The sequence below is a fragment of the Microbacterium sp. 05N427 genome, assembly GCF_056397105.1.
Genome location: NZ_JBFTMT010000001.1, coordinates 109077 through 125740, shown reverse-complemented (window position 1 = coordinate 125740; position 16664 = coordinate 109077). Strand labels below are relative to the sequence as shown.

Here is a 16664-nt window from a genome sequence, read left to right as displayed (position 1 = left end):
CAGCAAGCCGTGCATTGGGTGCGGGCGGGTGCGGCCGCTCGGGGATCTGGCGTCGGGTGCACCGGATCCTGCCGGGTGCACCGGTACCTGCCTGCCTTGGACTCGGGTGCGACGCCGGATGTACGGGATCCTGCCGGGTGCACGGGATGTTCGCGCGCATAAGCCGTGCGCTCGACGGCAAGCCGTGTACTCGACATGGGCGGGTGCGGCGCTCGGGGATCTGGCGCCGAGTGCACCGGATCTTGCCGAGTGCACCGGATCTTGCCGAGTGCACCGGATCTTGCCGGGTGGACCGGATCTTGCCGGGTGCACCGGATCTTGCCGGGTGCACCGGATCCTGCCGGGTTCACGGGATGTTTGCGCGCATAAGCCGTGCGCTCGACGGCAAGCCGTGCACGCGACGCGGGCGGGCGCGGCGCCGGTTCGGAGTGCGCGCCGGGGCGTGATATTCTCGGGAGGTTGGTTCGCGAGGACCGGCATGCGCGAGTGGCGGAATAGGTAGACGCGCTGGCTTCAGGTGCCAGTGCCTGCAAGGGCGTGGGGGTTCAAGTCCCCCCTCGCGCACAGTATGAAGAAGGCCCGGATCGAGAGATCCGGGCCTTCTTCGTTCGTGTGCGCAGGGTGGCCGCGCCGCTAATCTGGCGTCAGCCGCGGACCGCGGCGCGAGCCGAAGGAGACGCCGTGGTTCCGAACGAGTCCGCACCCGCCGCCGAGGAACCCGCGCCCGAGAGCGCCGCGCCCGAGAACGCCGCTCCGAAGACTCCCGCGCCGCGCGCGGCACCGCTCCGCCGCCTGGCTCCGAAGGCCGCACGGGGGAGCGCTCCGATCCGCATCGTGCTGGGGATCGCGATCGTCGCGGTAGGCGTCGTCTTCCTCCTCGTGTCGATGACCGTGCAGACGATCGCGCTCGTCACGGGGATCGGCATCCTGCTGGCCGGCATCGCCGTGCTCCTCACCGCGGGCGAGAGCAACGGGCAGGGCGACGACGGATCCGCGACACGCTCGGTCGCCGTGATCGTCGCGCGTGTGCTCGGCGGGCTGCTCGTACTGCTCGGAGCCGGCATGGCGCTGTGGCCGGTCGCGGGTGCGCCCCTGCTCGCGCTGCTCCTCACGATCGCGCTGATCGCCTTCGCTCTGGCCACTGCGGTGCGCGCCTTCCGCCCCGGCGCGGACCAGCGCGTCACAGGGATCATCGCGGCGGTCGCGACGCTCGCGGTGGCCGCGATCACCGTGTTCTGGCCGGTGCTGACCCTGGTCGTGTTCCGGCTCGGCGTCGGGGCGTGGTTCGTCTTCATCGGGCTGCAGCTGATCGTGCGCGCGCTCGCGAGGCGCTCTCCCACGACGAACGCCCGGCGCCGCCCGTGGGTGCGCTGGCTCCGCACGATCGGGGCGAGCGTCGCCCTCGTGGTCGCCGTCGCGCTCGCCGCGGGCAGCGGCGCGCTGCTCGGAGGCACTCCGCTGCCCGTGCCGGACGCGTTCTACACGCCACCCGCCGACGTACCCTCGAAGCCCGGCACGCTGATCCGCTCCGAACCGATGACGGTCGGCGTTCCCGCCGGGGCGAAGGCCTGGCGGATCCTGTACACGACCACGAACCCCGACGGGTCGCCGGCCGTCTCGAGCGGCACGGTGCTGGCGCCGGAGGATCCCGGATCGGATCCGCTCCCCCTGCTCACCGTCTCGCACGGCACCGTCGGGGTGGTCCCCGGCTGCGCGCCCTCGCTCAGCGCGGAGCCGTTCGCCGACGGCGCCGGCACGGCCATGGTCGACATGGTCACCAAGCACGGCTGGGTCGCCGTGACCAGCGACTACATCGGCCTCGGCACGAAGGGCCCGCATCCCTACCTCGTGGGTGACGCGGAGGCGCGCAACGTCTGGGACGCATCCAGGGCGGTGCTCGGCTTCAGCGCGGTGAAGGTCTCCACCGACACTGTGATCTGGGGGCACTCGCAGGGCGGCCAGGGCTCGCTCTGGACCGGCCAGATCGCTTCGTCCTACGCTCCGGAGTTCACGGTCAAGGGCGTCGCGGCGTTCGCGCCGGCCTCGAACCTGTATGCGCTCGCCGAGGCGATCAAGTCGGAGACGGCCGGCAAGACGGTGTCGGCCTACATCGCGGCGACCTGGGACAAGGTGTTCCCCGAGCTGAAGGTGGAGAAGAGCCTCACCCCCGGATCCGCCGGGCCGGTGGAACGCATCGGCGGGCTCTGCTTCAACGGGCACGACGGCCTCGCCGCGATCCTGCGCGGCAGCCAGGTGCCGAACCAGATCTTCCCGAACACGCTGCTGGACGGCCCGTTCGGCGACATGCTCAAGGAGCAGGAGCCGAAGGGGCCGTTCCCCGCTCCCGTGCTCGTCGCGCAGGGGCTGGCGGATCCGCTCGTGAAGCCGGCGATCCAGGATGAGTGGGTGAAGGACCGTTGCGCCGCAGGCGTCCCCGTCGACTACCGCACCTACCCCGGGCTCGGACACGTCGAGCTCGTGGGCCCAGACTCTCCTCTTACCCCCCAGCTCGAGCAGTGGACCCTCGACCGTTGGAACGACAAGGCGCCGACCCCGGACTGCGGCGACCTGCCCGCGGGCTGACCTTCGACCCGGATCGCGCACGGCGGATGGCAGCCGGCGCGCGCAGAATGGCACCTCCGTGACACTGACACCGACCACCCGCCGCCACTAGCGTCGGTGCACGTGCCCGACGAAAGAGCGAGGGCACGGCGCCGGACGGGGCATCGTCGGCGTGGCCCGAGGATCAGGGAGAACGGGGCGATGCGGTGGGGCGGATGAGCGGGCAGCAGCGTCGGCGAGTGGGTGGCGGCCTGGTGATCGGGGCGCTCATCGTCTCCGCGCTGGTGATGACTCCGATGATTCCGGCCCACGCCGACGAGGACTCGATCCGCTTCAGCACCGGGGAGGGGCACGCCACACTGGGGCCGAACGAGGTCGTGCGCATCGACGGGCGGCTGCGGTACTTCAACAACTGCTCTGCAGCCGCGAACGCGGGCGGCATCGACGACTTCGTCTATCCGGCGGCCGACATCTACGTCATCGATGCGAAGGACGAGCCCGCCGACGGCGACCCGCTGACCGATGTGGCAGGCACCCCGACCACGATCGTTCAGGCCGGCGGCACGTTCGTCGACGAGATCCTCGCGATCACCCAGCCCAGCGGATCCCTGCCGGAGGGCGACTACTCGATCGTGGTCGACACCTGCCAGAACGGCGTCTTCAACGCCGCGTCCGACACCCTGCTGCACGACATGATCACGGTCGCCTTCCCGCCCGAGCTGCCGCCGATCGACCAGTCGATCCTGGCGCTGAAGAACAACGCGCACACGCAGTGGGGTAACTGGCAGGAGATCTCGCGGCTGTTCGACACCCTGCTGAACGTCGACAAGGCCGCAGGCTGCGGCATGGCGGCCTTCGAGCACGGCGACGACCTGGAGGACGCGGTTCACGGCTGTCTCGAGGTGATCAACATCTGGGTCGACTCCCCCGCGATCTCCACCTGGATCGAGCAGACCGGCCGGATCAAGGATGCGGCTCGGTGCGCGGGCGACGATGCCGGCGCCTGTTTCGGACTGATCTCGGCCTATTGGGGGCTGGATGGATCCCCGGTCCGCACGTTCGTCACGTCCGGTGCGAAGAACCTCATCGCGAACCAGGCCAAGACGTTCTTCGGGATCTACGCGGATCCGCCGCGCACCGATTTCACGACCGCGACCTCGGTGGTGCAACCGGACCTGCCGATCCCGCAGACGCAGGGGGACGGCCCGGTCTTCGACACCATGAGCGCGTTCGCGACCGCGCTCGAACGCGAGCAGTTGATGTGGACGGCGCTGCTGGCCGCGATCGAGAGATACCAGGGGGCGCAAGCCGCGGGCGACACCGCGGCGGCCGTCGCGCAGGCGCGATCGGCCGCGAACCTCGCCGACACCCTGGCCGATGCGGCTCCCGTGACGGCCGGGCTGCTCGATGACTGGTTCGGCGCAGTGCAGACCGCGATCCCCGACCTCACGACCATCACCGAGACCGAGTGCGCGGACGCACGGCGCGTGCTCGGCGGCCTGAACGGCGCGAACGGCAGCGGGCTGACGCCGGCCGAGGATCAGGCGCTGCGCAACTGGGGCAACGCGGGGGCCACCAGGGCGACCTGGCTGGATCAGGTGCGCGCGAACGGGTTGGTCGCCGGCGGCCTGAACTGCGCGCCGCTGGAGAACCTCGGGCCCGTGGCCGCGATCGTGAACGGCCAGGCAGACCAGTCGGCGCTGTTGCGCAGCACGGCCGATGCACTGCGCGGTGTGGCCGACGGGGTCACCGGATCCGCCGCGACGGCCGTGCCCGCGCTGACCCTGCCCTCCCCCACGGCGGCGACCGTCGGCGCACCGGTGTCGCTGACCGCCACTGCATCGGCGGGCAGCACGGTCGCCTGGGATCTGGACGGCGACGGCGCCTTCGACGACGCCACCGGCGACACGGCCGTGGTGACCTACCAACTGGCAGGGCATCGGGTCGTGGCGGCCACCGCGACCAACGCCGCCGGCGTCGCGGTGACCGCGCACGCCCTCGTTGATGTGACGGCGTCTGATCAGCCGCCGGTGATCGACGCGTTCGCGCCGAGCGGCATCGACGCCAAGGCCTACGCGACGACCGCCGTGGGCGACAGCGGGACCTTCACGGCGCAGGCGAGCGATCCTGAGGGCCGACCGCTACGGTACGACTGGTTCGTCGACGGCGTGCGGCAGGACTCCACGGATCCCACGCTCACGCTCACCCCGACGGCGGACCTGCGCGGCCCGCACACGGTGAGCGTGCAGGTGCAGGATCCGCATCCCGGAAACGTGGCCGAGCAGGCCTGGCGCTGGCAGGTCGACGATCCCGACCACGACCACGACGGCTGGGCCGACAACGCGGTCGCGGACTGCAACGACGGGAACGCCGCGGTGCACCCGCGGCAGGCGGAGGTGCTGTTCAATCACGAGGACGACGACTGCGACACCGCGACCCCCGATGAGCCGATCGATCTCGGCACGGGTGGCGAGGTGTGGACCTGGGGCGACTACCGCGGCAACGCGCACGGGGGCGCTGCCGACCTGCCCGCCTCGATGGGGATCACCGACGCCGTGCAGGTCTCGGCATTCATGGTCGGCGGCAACGCGCTGCTCAGCGATGGAACCGTGTGGGGCTGGGGCGACGGCAACGGCTCGATCACGCGGCTGCCCGGCACGAACTACGGGCCCATGTACGGCCTCGGCAGCGCGTCCGGAGAACTCGCCGGGGTCACCGCCATCACCGAGACGACCTACATGGTGCCCGCCATGTTCATACTCCTGTCGGACGGTCATGTCGCCTCGGTGGGCTGTGAAGGTAACGCGACGACCGACGGACAACTCGGCGCAGGCGCCGCGCTGAATTGCCGCAACTACCCCGACTACGTGCTCGGGCCCGACACCGACGGCGACGGGCATCCGGATCCGCTGAGCGACGTGGTGAAGGTGTGGAACCTGGGCGGGGCTGGCCTTGCCCAGCAGGCTGACGGCACGCTGCTGCAGTGGGGACGGCGGCAGTGCGCGGACACCCCGGGCTACCGGCCGATCAGTTACACCGCGGTGGTCGAACCCGAGCTGACAGCGGCCCTGCCCGGCCTCGTGCAGGCGATCGGCGGCAGCAACAACGATGGCGCGGCGATGTTCCGCCTGGCCGACGGGCGGGTCTTCGCGTGCGGAGAGGACATGCCGGGACCGGCGATGGCACCCAGCAACCACATCAGGCAGTTCGGCGACTTCGGGCCGGCGGATCCTGCGGTGGATGTGGCCGTGTCGAACAGCGCCGACGAGTTCTGGGTGGTGACCGCCTCGGGCAAGGTCTGGGTCAAGGCTTCGACCGACTTCGCGATGAAGGTCGACGGCTGCACGCCCGAGACCTGTCCGGGCTGGAACCTCTTCTCACTGCCGCTGCCCCCCGGTGCGCCTGCGGTGGATGTGGAGACGACCTGGGCCACGTGGCATGTGCGCCGCGCTGACGGCACGCTGCTGACCTGGGGTGCCGCCACGGCGGGATCCTCCGGGCATCCCGACGTCGGAGACTGGTTCCAGCCGTACCCGGCGAAGATCGACGGATTCGTCCTGCAGAACTACCCGTCCTCGTGGAACGGCGTGGCTCTGGTGCTGCCGTCGGCGCGCGTCGCGGCTTCGGGCTGGGTGCCACCGCAACCCGAGGTGCAGGTGTCGGCGGTTGCCGCGATCGGCCCGGAGGGCGGATCCGCCGTCGCCGCCGTGGAGCTGGATCGTCCCGCGACCGGGGATCTGGTCGTATCGTGGCGCTTCGGCGACGTGACGGGAGATGTCACGGTGCCCGCCGGGCAGACGCGCGCAGACGTCCCGCTGGCCCTTCCGGCGCCCGACGGGGTGTGGGGGGTGGACCGGCACGCGTCGTTGCTGCTCACCGGGGTGTCGTCGAACGCGGTGATCGGTGCCCCGACCGCAGATGTCACGATCGTCGGCGCGGATCCGGCGCCGGAGTTGTCGTTCTCACCCTCGTCGTCGCCCGAGGGGAACGACGCTCTGACGTCCGCACCGGTGACGCTCCAGCTCTCCGCGCCCGCGGGGGTGGACCTGAGCGTGCGGGTGAGGTCCGCCGACGGCACCGCCACGGCGGGGACGGATTACAAGCCGCTCGACGTGACGATTCCGGTGCCTGCAGGCGCCACGACGGCGACGGTGCCCCTGGTGCTGCGCGGGAACACGCAGCCCCAGCCGAACCGCGCCCTGACCCTGACGGCCAGCGCGACCGCCCCTGACGTCGCGTCCGCGATCCTTCCCGCCACGGGATCCGAGACGGTCGTCGATGACGACCCGATCACCCTGCGGGCGAGCAGCACGGTCGTCTCGGCCGGAGACACCGCCTCGATCGAGGTCTCCTCCCCGTTCGTCCCCGAGAGTGAAACGGCGAGCCTGAGCTGGAACACGGTCGACGGGACGGCCCTGGCCGGCCGCGACTACACCGCCTCATCAGGGACTTTCACGCTCTCACGCGACCGCGACGGAGTCGCCCGTGGCACGATCACAGTGCCGACGGCGCTCTTGACCGCGGCTGCGCCGGACGAGCAGGGGCACCTGCTGACCATCGCGCTCGCGCTGACCTCGGGTTCCCGCTCCGTCGTCGCGCCTGCCGACGTCACCGTCCTCATCACCAGAGAGCTCGCCGACGGTCCGACCCCGACGCCGACCCCGACGCCTACGCCGACCCCGACCTCCACGCCGACTCCGACCTCCACGCCGGGGTCCGGCACGCCGACCCCCGGCGCGACGCCTGCACCGGGAGTCCCGGGCGGCGGCGAGCCTGGCGGTGGCGCCACGGTCAGCGCTCCGGCTGACGGAGCGCTGCCCGGCACGGGTGCGGTGGTCCCGGTCGCGGCGATCGTCGCAGGGGCGCTCGTGCTCCTCGCCGGAGCGGCGCTGCTGCTCGGAGCGCGACGGCGGCGGCAGCGCTGACCCCGCTCGAGGGCGCGGGACAGGATCTCGGGCGCCCGCTCCGAGCCGGGGTGACCGGCTCAGCGCATGACCGCGCTCCGCTCCCGCCCGGAGGCCGGATCCACTACCTTCTGGAGAGTGGGAACCCGGTCACTGCGTGACACCGCCGAACAGTCCGACGCCACGCGCTTCGTCGGCAGAGAAGCCGAGCTGGCGGCGGCGGCTGGACTGCTCGATCCGCGCAGTCCGAGTCGGATCCTGTTCGTGCACGGACCAGGGGGCATCGGCAAGTCGGCGCTGCTGCGCGCCGTCGCCCGTCGCGCCGGGGAGGCCGGCTTCCGGGTCTCCCGCATCGACGCACGCACCCTGCGCCCGGAACTCGAGTCCGCCGTCGAGGCGGTCGAGTCCGACGGCGCCGATGACCGTGTCATCCTGCTCGACGAGGTGGATGCTCTGGGATCGCGATTGGAAGCACTGCGCGACCGCCTGCTGGACAGCCTCGGCGAGTCCAGCCGGGTGGTGCTGGCCGGACGCCGCGGCCCGTCGGCGTCGTGGCGCGAGGGCGGCCTCGATGCGATCGTCGTGTCGCTCCCGCTGCGCCCGCTCGGCATCGTCGAAGCAACGGCCCTGCTGCGCGCCGGCGGTGTGGATGCCGAGCGGATCGCGGGCGTCGTGGAGTGGGCGCAGGGCTCGCCGCTCGCTCTGACCGTGGCGGCCGGCGCCCCCGCGGGCCGACCAGAAGGCGACAGCCCCGCCGCGCTGGAGCAGCGGCTGACCCAGTGGCTGGTCGGGCAGCCGATCCTCGACGCGTCGCGGGACGTCCTCGAGGTCGCCGCCCTCGCCCGCACCCTGGATGCGCGGCTGCTCAGCGCGGCGCTCCCGGGGCAGGCCACCCGCGACGGGCTGCGGAGGCTTGCCGCGCTGCCCGTCGTGGAGCGGTTCGGCGATGACATCGCCCTGCATGCCGTTCTCGCGGCCTCGATCAGGGCGCACCTGCGCGCGACGGAGCCGAAGCGGGCGGCGGCACTCACGCGCCGTATCGCGGAGCACTTGGCCACCCGTGCCAAGCTCGGCGACATGGGCGCTCTGCTGCGGCTCTCCCGGCTGCTGGAGGGGGCGGAGCTGCGCGGCGCGATCGGCAACGAACCCAGCGAGACCCATTACGCGGACAGCCGGCTGCAACCGGGCGAACTGGCCCGGTTCGGTCGCGAGCACGGCTTCGATTCCGGACCGGAGTGGCGCGAGATCGTCGCCTGGCTGGAGCGACGGCCGGACCGCACCCTGCTGATCCGTCGCCGGGAGGGCCCGCTGGTGATGGTGAGCGGTTTCGTGCCGGTACGCGCGCTGAGGGAGCCGAACGAGCTCGGGGCGACCGAAAGCGTGATCGCGGCGAGCCTGCGTATCGCGGCGGAGCACACCGATGCGGATCCGGATCGCTCCTTCGCCGGCGTCGTGCTGTTCGCGGCCGCGCCCGCCACCGAGACGGCCGAGGCGGCACGGCTGGGCACGGGTGCTTTCATGATGCAGCACGGCGTCGGCGACATGCAGACCATGCTGATCCACTACCCCGCGCCGGATCGGCGACCGCCTGTCCCCGCGAGCATCGCCAGCGAGGTCCCCGGTCCCCTGCCGCGGCCCGTGGCGCTCAGCGATTTCCGCCCCCTCGGGGCGGTGGGCAACGTCGAGGCGATGGTGCTCGCGGAACTCGGCTTCCCCCCGCGTCGGTTCGACGCCGGCCCGCTCCTCGCGGAGGATGAGGATCCGGCGCGCATCGGCGCGTTGATCGCCCGGCTGGACGAGGTCTTCGACACGAGCGCCGAAGACCGGCGGCTGCGTCGCGCGATCGAGCTGATCCATCTCGGCGCGCGCACGAGTGAGGAGCAGTGCCTCGCCGCGCTGAACGTCAGTCGCCGCACGTGGTTCCGAATCCTTCGGACTGCCCGCGAACGCCTCGCCGGCTGACCGCAGCGGATCAGAGCACGATGTCGTCGGCGCTGCGCAGCGGGCGCCATTCGACCGGGCGGATCCCCCGGGTCGTCAGCACGTCGGCGGCCGTGAGCGGCCCGACATCGACGCCGGAGAGCGCGGCGATCTCTGCGATCGGCACCTGGAACGTGCGGAACCCGCCGAGCGGAGCGGGGGCGAGCAGCCCGTCCCTGGTGTCGACGAGGTCGCTCTGGTCGAGCACGAATCCCGCCGCCGAGAGTGCACCCGCCGCCTCCCAGGCCGCGATCTTCCAGAAGCGCAGCGGGATCCGGATGCCGCGATAGGGCGGGTCGTCGTCGGCGAGCACCGGCGCCGTGAACACGGAGATGCGCTGCGCCGTCGCCTCGGCGTAGGTCAGCACGTGGTCTTCGAGGCCGACCCAGAGCTCGGGACCCTGATTGAAGCGCGCCGCCTGCGGTGCCGCGTTCGGGTAGACGAAGGTGGCCTCCATCGCGGCGCGCGCCTCACTGACCTCTCCCCACCCCGGATCGCGCCGGCGCACCAGATGCCCGCGATCGAGGTCGTTGCGCGCGTACACGGCGGGCCCGGTCTGCTCGTCCTCTCCGAGCCGGGGGTCGAGTCGCCATTCGCCGGTGCGCGGCAGGTCGCGCAGCGCCGCGCCGTCGATGTTCACGCCCGTCGCCACCGCCAACCGGCGCCCGGGGTCAAGCAGCACGGTGAAGCGCGGATACGCGAGTTCGCGCACCTCATGCTCGGGGCGTGGGAGCGGGACAGAGGTGGAGAGGAAGCCGGGCTGGTAGCCGTCCGTCATGCCCCCATCGTGACGGATGCCTCCGACACTGTCACGAGGCGGATCCGAAATCCGTGCGTGCAGGAAAGCTTGCAAGCGTGTAACATTGCAGAGTTGCAAGTTTTGCGCCGGCGCCGGCGCTCGCGTCGATCGATGAAGTCCGCGGGCGGGATCCGCACCGCCTCATCCCCCGTTCCCCTGGAAGGACCTCTATGGCAACCGCCACCGACACCGTCACGACGGTCGAGGCACCAGCCCCGGTCGCTGCGAAGCCGATCATGACGCACAAGCAGATCATGCTGGTGATCTACGGCCTGATGAGCGGCATGTTCCTCTCGTCACTCGCGCAGACCGTCTTCGGCACCGCGATCCGCACGATCGGCGACGACCTGCACGGCCTCGATCAGCAGGCCTGGGTCACCACCGCGTTCCTCATCACGTCGACCATCGCCGTGCCGATCTACGGCAAACTCAGCGACATCTTCGGTCGCCGACCGCTGTTCATCCTCGGCATCGTCATCTTCATCCTGGGCTCCACGCTCTCCGCGTTCTCGACGTCGATGCTGATGCTCGCCGCGTTCCGGGCCTTCCAGGGCATCGGCGCCGGCGCCCTCATGGCGCTGCCGCTCGCGATCATGGGCGACATCCTCGCTCCGCGCGAGCGCGCCAAGTACCAGGGCTACTTCTTCGCGGTGTTCGGCATCGCGACCGTCATCGGCCCGCTCGTGGGCGGCCTGTTCGCCGGCGCGAACCAGATCCTGTGGATCGACGGCTGGCGCTGGACGTTCCTCATCAACATCCCGCTCGGCCTGTTCGCGCTGTTCATGGTGATCACGTTCCTGCACCTGCCCAAGGTCGGCAAGCACAAGGGTCCCCGGATCGACTGGTGGGGGGCTGCCGCCGTGATCATGGCGCTCGTGCCTCTGCTCATCGTGGTCGAGCAGGGCCGCGCGTGGGGCTGGGACTCCGCCGCGTCGATCGCCTGCTACGTGATCGGCGGCGTCGGACTCGTTGCGTTCATCGTGATCGAGGCGGTCATGAAGGACGACGCGATCATTCCGCTGAAGCTCTTCCGCTCCCGCACCTTCTCGATGGCCACGGTGCTCGGCGTCCTCGTGGGCTTCGCGATGTTCGGCGCCATGATGACGATCCCGCTGTACATGCAGATCGTCGTCGGCATGAACCCGACCGAGTCGGGGCTGTCGATGCTGCCGCTGATCGTGGGCCTGATCATCGCGTCCCTGGTCTCCGGGCAGATCACCGCGCGCACCGGCAGGTACCGCATCTTCCCCGTGCTGGGAACGCTCTTCACCGCCGTGGGCTTCTTCTCGCTCACGCTCCTGCGGTACGAGACGCCGCTCTGGCAGATCTTCCTCGGCATGTTCGTCCTGGGTCTCGGGCTCGGCCAGCTCATGCAGCCCTTGACGCTCGCGAGCCAGAACTCGGTCGACCCGCACGAGATGGGCGTCGCCTCGAGCGCCGCCACGTTCTTCCGCCAGATCGGCGGAACCCTGGGCACGGCCGTCATGCTCTCGGTGCTGTTCTCGCTGCTGCCCGCCAACATCCTGCATGCCACCGAGGACAAGGCGACCCTCACGGCCGGGCTGAACGCGGCACTGGATCCGGCCGTCGCAGGCAAGGCGGTGAACGCCGGGATCATGGACAAGCAGTGGACCTCGATGGTCACGCCGTTGACGGAGAACATCCAGGCCCAGCTCGACAAGAGCGTGGCCGAGGGCGACGCGAAGGCGAAGGCCGCCGCCGGCGCCGCCGTCACCACCGCCGTGACCGCGGGCGTGAACCAGGCCGTCTCGGCGGGCCAGCTGCCGGCCGCGGCCGCCCCTGCCGTGATCGCGCAGAAGGTCGCCGAGGCGACGCCCGCGGCCGAGGCCGCCGCGCATGAGCAGGTCGTGAAGGCGGTTGCCGAGAAGGCGCACGCCACCGTGCAGGGTGACACCGTCTCGGTCGACTGGGCCGATCACGATCAGCGCACCTACTGGGTCGATCAGCTGGTGCCGACGCTGCAGGACGAGATCAAGAAGAAGGAGAACGACGCCTCAGGATCCGGTTCCTCCGGCACTGCGGTGAACGACACGTCGTTCCTGACCGGGGCGGACGCCGCGCTCAGCAAGCCGTTCATGATCGGCTTCATCCACGGCCTCGTGACGCTGTACTGGGTCGGCTTCGGCGTGATCCTGCTCGCATTCGTGCTGACCTGGTTCTTCAAGGTGCCGCCGCTGCGCGCGCGTTCCGCGCTGCAGGAACAGGCGGACAAGGTCGGCATGACCGAAACCGGAAGCATCAGGACCCACAGGGCCTGAGCGGAGCCGGGGCGGCTGAGCCCGCCCCGGCTCTCGAGGAGAGCGATGACCAACACAGAGGCGCTGACCGGGTCGGATCCGCACGCGGAGAACTGCGGCCGGCGCGAGCGCAAGAAGCAGCAGACCAGGCAGGCACTGCACGAGGCCGCGCTGCGTCTGGTCGATGAGCGGGGCCTCGACGGCACCACGGTCGAGCAGATCTGCGAGGCGGTGGACGTGTCGCCGCGCACCTTCTTCAACTACTTCCCGTCCAAGGCCGCGGCCGCTCTCGACCTGCCGGACAGCGGGATCTCCCCCGAGGGCGCCGACGCGTTCCGCGCCGCCGAGGGCGAGCTCGTTCCGGCGCTCTGCGAGCTCATCGGCGCCTCGATGGACGACGCGCAGCAGCGCAAGCGCATGAAGGCGCTGGTCGTGCGCCGCCCCGAGCTCATGCCCGCCTTCGCGCAGTGGATGGGCGGGATCCGCGAGCAGTACTACGCCCTGGTCCGCGAGCGCGCGGACGACGCGGAGGCCATGTCGGCGGTCGCCCTCACCATGGCGGCCCTCAGCGTGATCGTGCACGACGGCACCGCGGGCGGCGAGCGGCCGGGCGCTGCGCGACTGCTCGAGGCGGTCGAGGAGCTCGTGGCCGCCCGCGGAGCGCTGCTGCGCGCCGCGGGCTGAGCCTGGGCGCCGGCTCATCGGGGGTCAGTCGCGGGACGCCGCCCAGGCCGTCATGCCGCCGGTGAGCACATCCAGGTCGCGATAGCCGGCCTCGCCGAGGATCCGCGCCGCCGTGCGTGCGCGCACTCCGGCCTTGCAGTACAGCACGACCCTGCTCTCCCGGGAGACGCCGTCGAGCGCTGCGATGTCCGATCCGAGCGCGCTCAGCGGCGCGGAGAGCGAGCCGGGGATCTGGCCGCGCGCCGACTCCTCCGGCTCCCGCACGTCCACGAGCGCGAACGCCGCCCGCCCGGCCGAGCGCTCCGCGAGCACCGCCCGGAGTTCGGCGGCGCCGAGCGGCCGGACTGCACCCGGCACGGCGCAGAAGGCGGAGTCCGGATCCGGTGCAGCCGCGGCGGGGCGGGAGGGATCTCGTACGATCCGCAACTCCCGCCAACGCGCCTGGGCGAGGTCGAACGTCGAGAGCCGGCCGATCAGCGACCGCCCGATCCCGGTGAGGAGCTTGACGACCTCGGCCGCCATCACGGATCCGGCCGCGCCGCAGAGCATGCCGAGCACACCGGCCTCGCCGCAGGACGGGGCGGAACCTGCCGGAGGCGCGTCCGGGTAGAGGTCGCGATAGCCGGGGCCGTGCTTCTCCCAGAACACGCTGACCTGTGCGCCGAAGCGCAGGATCGCGCCCCACACACAGGGGATCCCGACGACCGCCGCGGCATCGGCCACCAGATAGCGGGTGGCGAAGTTGTCCGCGCCGTCGACGACCAGGTCGTAGCGCCCGAAGATGTCGACGGCGTTGCCGGCGGTCAGCCGTACCGGGTGCGTCTCCACCCGGATCAGCGGATTGAGTGCGAGGATCGCATCGCGCGCGGAGTCGACCTTGAGCCGCCCGGCATCGGCGGTCGAGTGCACGATCTGGCGCTGCAGGTTGCTGGGCTCGACGCGGTCGTCGTCGACGATCCCGAGCGTCCCGACCCCGGCCGCCGCGAGGTACAGGAGGACGGGAGAGCCCAGGCCGCCCGCGCCGATCACCAGCACGCGGGCGTTCTTCAGCCGGCGCTGGCTCCTCTCGCCGAACTCCGGCAGGAGGATGTGCCGGGAGTAACGGTCCGCCTCCTCGTCCGTCAGCGGCGTGGCCGGGGCGACCAGGGGGGCGAGCCGCTCGGAGCCGTCGGAGATCGCGCTCACAGGTCGGGCCGCCCGTCCATCGGCGACGACGCGAGAGACCGGGTGCGCCGCGGGATCCGCCCCGACCGCGCCGCGAGCCGCCCGGCGATCACCGCATGTCGGAACGCGGTCGCCATGCCCACCGGATCCTGCGCCCTGGTCACCGCCGTCGCGAGCAGCACGGCGTCGCATCCGAGCTCCATCGCGAGCGCCGCATCAGAGGCTGTGCCGATACCGGCGTCGAGCACCACGGGGATCGTGGCGCGCTCGACGATGAGCGCGATGTTGTGCGGGTTCAGGATCCCCAGTCCGGTGCCGATCGGCGCACCCAAGGGCATCACCGCGACGGCGCCGAGCTCCTCGAGGTGTCGCGCGAGCGCCGGATCGTCGTTCGTGTACGCGAACACCGAGAAGCCCCGCGTCACGAGCTGCTCGGTCGCCGCGGCGAGCTCAGCGCCGTGCGGGAGCAGCGTGTCCTCGTCGGCGATCACCTCGAGCTTGACCCAGTGCGTGCCCAGCGCCTCCCGGCCCAGTTCGGCCGTCAGCACGGCCTCCCGTGCAGTCAGGCAGCCGGCGGTGTTGGGAAGCAGCCGGATGCCGCGGTCGGAGAGCAGCCGGAACAGCGAGCCGTCGGCGGAGGGATCGTGGCGGCGGATCGCGACCGTCGTGAGCTCGGTGCCGGATGCGTCCAGGGCCGCGCCGAGGCCCGCGTGGCTCTGTGCACCTCCGGTGCCCATGATCAGCCGGGACGACAGCGCGACGCCGTCGATCTCGAGGAGGTCGGATCCCATGTTCAGCCTCCCTGCGTCGCGGTGACGATCTCGACGGCGTCACCGTCGGCGAGCCGGGCTGCGGCCCAGGCGCTGCGTGGCACGATCGACGCGTTGACGGCGGCGGCGAGGCCGAGCGCCGCGCCGTCGGGGGTGCTCCCGTCGGCGGCGATGCGGATCCCGGTGCGGTCGGCGATGACATCGGCGAGGGTGAGCGGTGCCGCGGCGGCATGCGGTTCGCCGTTGACGGTGAGGACGATCATCGGAGGATTCCTTCTGGTGCGGGGGCGGTGGACCGCGCGGCGACAGGTGGCGTGACGACGGGCGGCATTGCGGCGGCGGACGGTGCCTTTGCGAATCGATCAGGCCGGAACGGCGCCGCAAGCGGATCTGCGCGGCCCTCGACGAGGCCCGTGCAGATCTCGGCGGCGATCGGGGCGAGCAGCACGCCGTGCCGGGAGAAGCCGGTCGCCACGATCAGGCCGGGGATGTCGGCGCCCTGTCCGCCGCGCACCCGACCCAGCAGCGGCGCGTTGTCCGGTGTGGCCGGCCGAGGCCGCGCGGTCGTCTCGAGGAGCTCGAGCTCTGCCACGGCCGGCAGCAGCTCCTGCGCGTCCCGCAGCAGCCGGTGCACGCCCGCAGCCGAGACGCCGTCGAGCCCGTCCTCGCGCTGCGTCGCTCCGATCACGAGTGTGCCCTCGCGCCGCGGCACGAGGTAGACGCTCTCACCGCGCACGAGGCCGCGCACCGTCATGCCGAGCAGCGGCCGCAGCCTCTCCGGTACGCGCAGGCGCAGGATGTCGCCGTGGACGGGCCGCAGCGCCGGGCCGAGCGGCACGGGCAGGCCGGCCACCGCACCGGCGCCGAGGGCGTTGGCGAGCACGACCTCGTCCGCGTCCAGCACCGTTCCGCCGGCGAGACGCACGCCGGTCACCCGTGCATCCGGATCCGCCGACGCGCGCCGCAGCTCCGTCACGCGCTCCCGGACGATCCGCACCCGGTCGTCGGCCTCGAGGGCCTGCAGCAGCCGCGCCGCGAGCACGCGCGGATCGACCTGATGGTCGCCGCGGATCCGGTAGGCGCTCGTGACGCGCGGGCCGAGCAGCGGTTCCAGGGCGCGGGCGTCCCGGGCGGTCAGCGGCTCGGCGGCGAGCCCGTGCGCGGTGTGCGCGGCGTGCAGATCCGCGAGCGCGCGGCGATCGCCCTGATCGACCCCGACCAGCAGGGTCTCGCCGGGCCGGTAGCCGGCCGTCTCCTCGGCAGGCCGGCCCTCGGGCGTGAGCGCGCGCACGAACTCCGGATACCGCGCCGCGGACGCCAGCAGCAGCGGCAGCAGCTCGTCCTCCTGATAGTGGTACTCGCTCACCGGCGCGAGCATCCCCGCGGCGGCGAATGTGGCGCCGCGGGCGAGATCCGGGTCGCACAGCACCACGCGGCGACCCGTCCGCGCGACCCGCCACCCAATGCTCAGCCCGACGATCCCGGCGCCGACCACGACGATGCGGTCGCCGTCGCTCTCCACGGCGGCGCCCTTGCGCAGCAT

10 protein-coding genes and 1 tRNA gene are annotated in these 16664 nt (G+C 71.8%); 6 read left to right on the top strand and 5 right to left on the bottom strand.

The features are described from left to right. The first annotated feature begins 480 nt into the window (after positions 1 to 480). From AC1DG4_RS00560 to AC1DG4_RS00545, 4 genes are all read left to right on the top strand, one after another. A tRNA-Leu gene (locus AC1DG4_RS00560) sits at positions 481 to 564 on the top strand. A gap of 117 nt (positions 565 to 681) precedes the next feature. After that, complete coding sequence (locus tag AC1DG4_RS00555; protein ID WP_477377912.1) at positions 682 to 2583, top strand: lipase family protein; 1902 nt, start codon at positions 682 to 684, stop codon at positions 2581 to 2583. A gap of 194 nt (positions 2584 to 2777) precedes the next feature. Further along, positions 2778 to 7487, top strand: coding sequence for a Calx-beta domain-containing protein (locus AC1DG4_RS00550; protein ID WP_477420394.1), 4710 nt, complete (start codon positions 2778 to 2780; stop codon positions 7485 to 7487). A gap of 66 nt (positions 7488 to 7553) precedes the next feature. Then, a complete protein-coding gene (locus tag AC1DG4_RS00545; protein ID WP_477377916.1) occupies positions 7554 to 9428 on the top strand; it encodes an ATP-binding protein in 1875 nt (624 codons plus the stop codon). Between the two features lie 10 nt (positions 9429 to 9438). Here the strand turns inward: AC1DG4_RS00545 and AC1DG4_RS00540 are convergent, their stop codons facing one another. Further along, on the bottom strand, positions 9439 to 10224 hold the full coding sequence (locus AC1DG4_RS00540; RefSeq protein WP_477377918.1) for a DNA/RNA non-specific endonuclease: 786 nt from the start codon (positions 10222 to 10224) through the stop codon (positions 9439 to 9441). A gap of 191 nt (positions 10225 to 10415) precedes the next feature. Between AC1DG4_RS00540 and AC1DG4_RS00535 the strand changes: the two genes are divergently transcribed. Together AC1DG4_RS00535 and AC1DG4_RS00530 are read left to right on the top strand one after the other, a co-directional pair. Continuing rightward, entirely contained in the window at positions 10416 to 12524 is a 2109-nt protein-coding gene (locus AC1DG4_RS00535; protein WP_477377920.1) for an MDR family MFS transporter, read from the top strand. A 45-nt stretch (positions 12525 to 12569) separates the two neighbouring features. Continuing rightward, entirely contained in the window at positions 12570 to 13187 is a 618-nt protein-coding gene (locus AC1DG4_RS00530; protein ID WP_477377922.1) for a TetR/AcrR family transcriptional regulator, read from the top strand. Between the two features lie 24 nt (positions 13188 to 13211). Here AC1DG4_RS00530 and AC1DG4_RS00525 read toward each other — a convergent pair whose 3' ends face one another. The 4 genes from AC1DG4_RS00525 to thiO are packed head-to-tail and all read right to left on the bottom strand — an operon-like array spanning position 13212 to position 16664. Next, complete coding sequence (locus AC1DG4_RS00525) at positions 13212 to 14372, bottom strand: ThiF family adenylyltransferase (protein WP_477420396.1); 1161 nt, start codon at positions 14370 to 14372, stop codon at positions 13212 to 13214. Continuing rightward, positions 14369 to 15142, bottom strand: coding sequence for a thiazole synthase (locus AC1DG4_RS00520; RefSeq protein WP_477377925.1), 774 nt, complete (start codon positions 15140 to 15142; stop codon positions 14369 to 14371). The genes AC1DG4_RS00525 and AC1DG4_RS00520 overlap by 4 nt, the downstream gene beginning before the upstream one ends. A gap of 2 nt (positions 15143 to 15144) precedes the next feature. Beyond that, positions 15145 to 15384 carry a sulfur carrier protein ThiS gene (thiS, locus tag AC1DG4_RS00515; protein ID WP_477377927.1) on the bottom strand — a complete coding sequence of 80 codons (240 nt, stop codon included), beginning with the start codon at positions 15382 to 15384 and terminating at the stop codon, positions 15145 to 15147. Continuing rightward, the gene (gene thiO, locus AC1DG4_RS00510; RefSeq protein WP_477377929.1) at positions 15381 to 16664 is read right to left on the bottom strand and encodes a glycine oxidase ThiO; all 1284 of its coding nucleotides are present in this window, start codon (positions 16662 to 16664) and stop codon (positions 15381 to 15383) included. Before thiO ends, thiS begins: the two co-directional genes overlap by 4 nt.

Excerpts from the sequence above, each read along its gene's own strand:
- AC1DG4_RS00540 (WP_477377918.1), bottom strand. The coding sequence starts at position 10,224 with ATGACGGACGGCTACCAGCCCGGCTTCCTCTCCACCTCTGTCCCGCTC.
- AC1DG4_RS00545 (WP_477377916.1), top strand. The coding sequence starts at position 7,554 with ATGACCGCGCTCCGCTCCCGCCCGGAGGCCGGATCCACTACCTTCTGG.
- thiO (WP_477377929.1), bottom strand. The coding sequence starts at position 16,664 with ATGCTGCGCAAGGGCGCCGCCGTGGAGAGCGACGGCGACCGCATCGTC.
- AC1DG4_RS00535 (WP_477377920.1), top strand. The coding sequence starts at position 10,416 with ATGGCAACCGCCACCGACACCGTCACGACGGTCGAGGCACCAGCCCCG.
- thiS (WP_477377927.1), bottom strand. The coding sequence starts at position 15,384 with ATGATCGTCCTCACCGTCAACGGCGAACCGCATGCCGCCGCGGCACCG.
- AC1DG4_RS00550 (WP_477420394.1), top strand. The coding sequence starts at position 2,778 with ATGAGCGGGCAGCAGCGTCGGCGAGTGGGTGGCGGCCTGGTGATCGGG.
- AC1DG4_RS00530 (WP_477377922.1), top strand. The coding sequence starts at position 12,570 with ATGACCAACACAGAGGCGCTGACCGGGTCGGATCCGCACGCGGAGAAC.
- AC1DG4_RS00520 (WP_477377925.1), bottom strand. The coding sequence starts at position 15,142 with ATGGGATCCGACCTCCTCGAGATCGACGGCGTCGCGCTGTCGTCCCGG.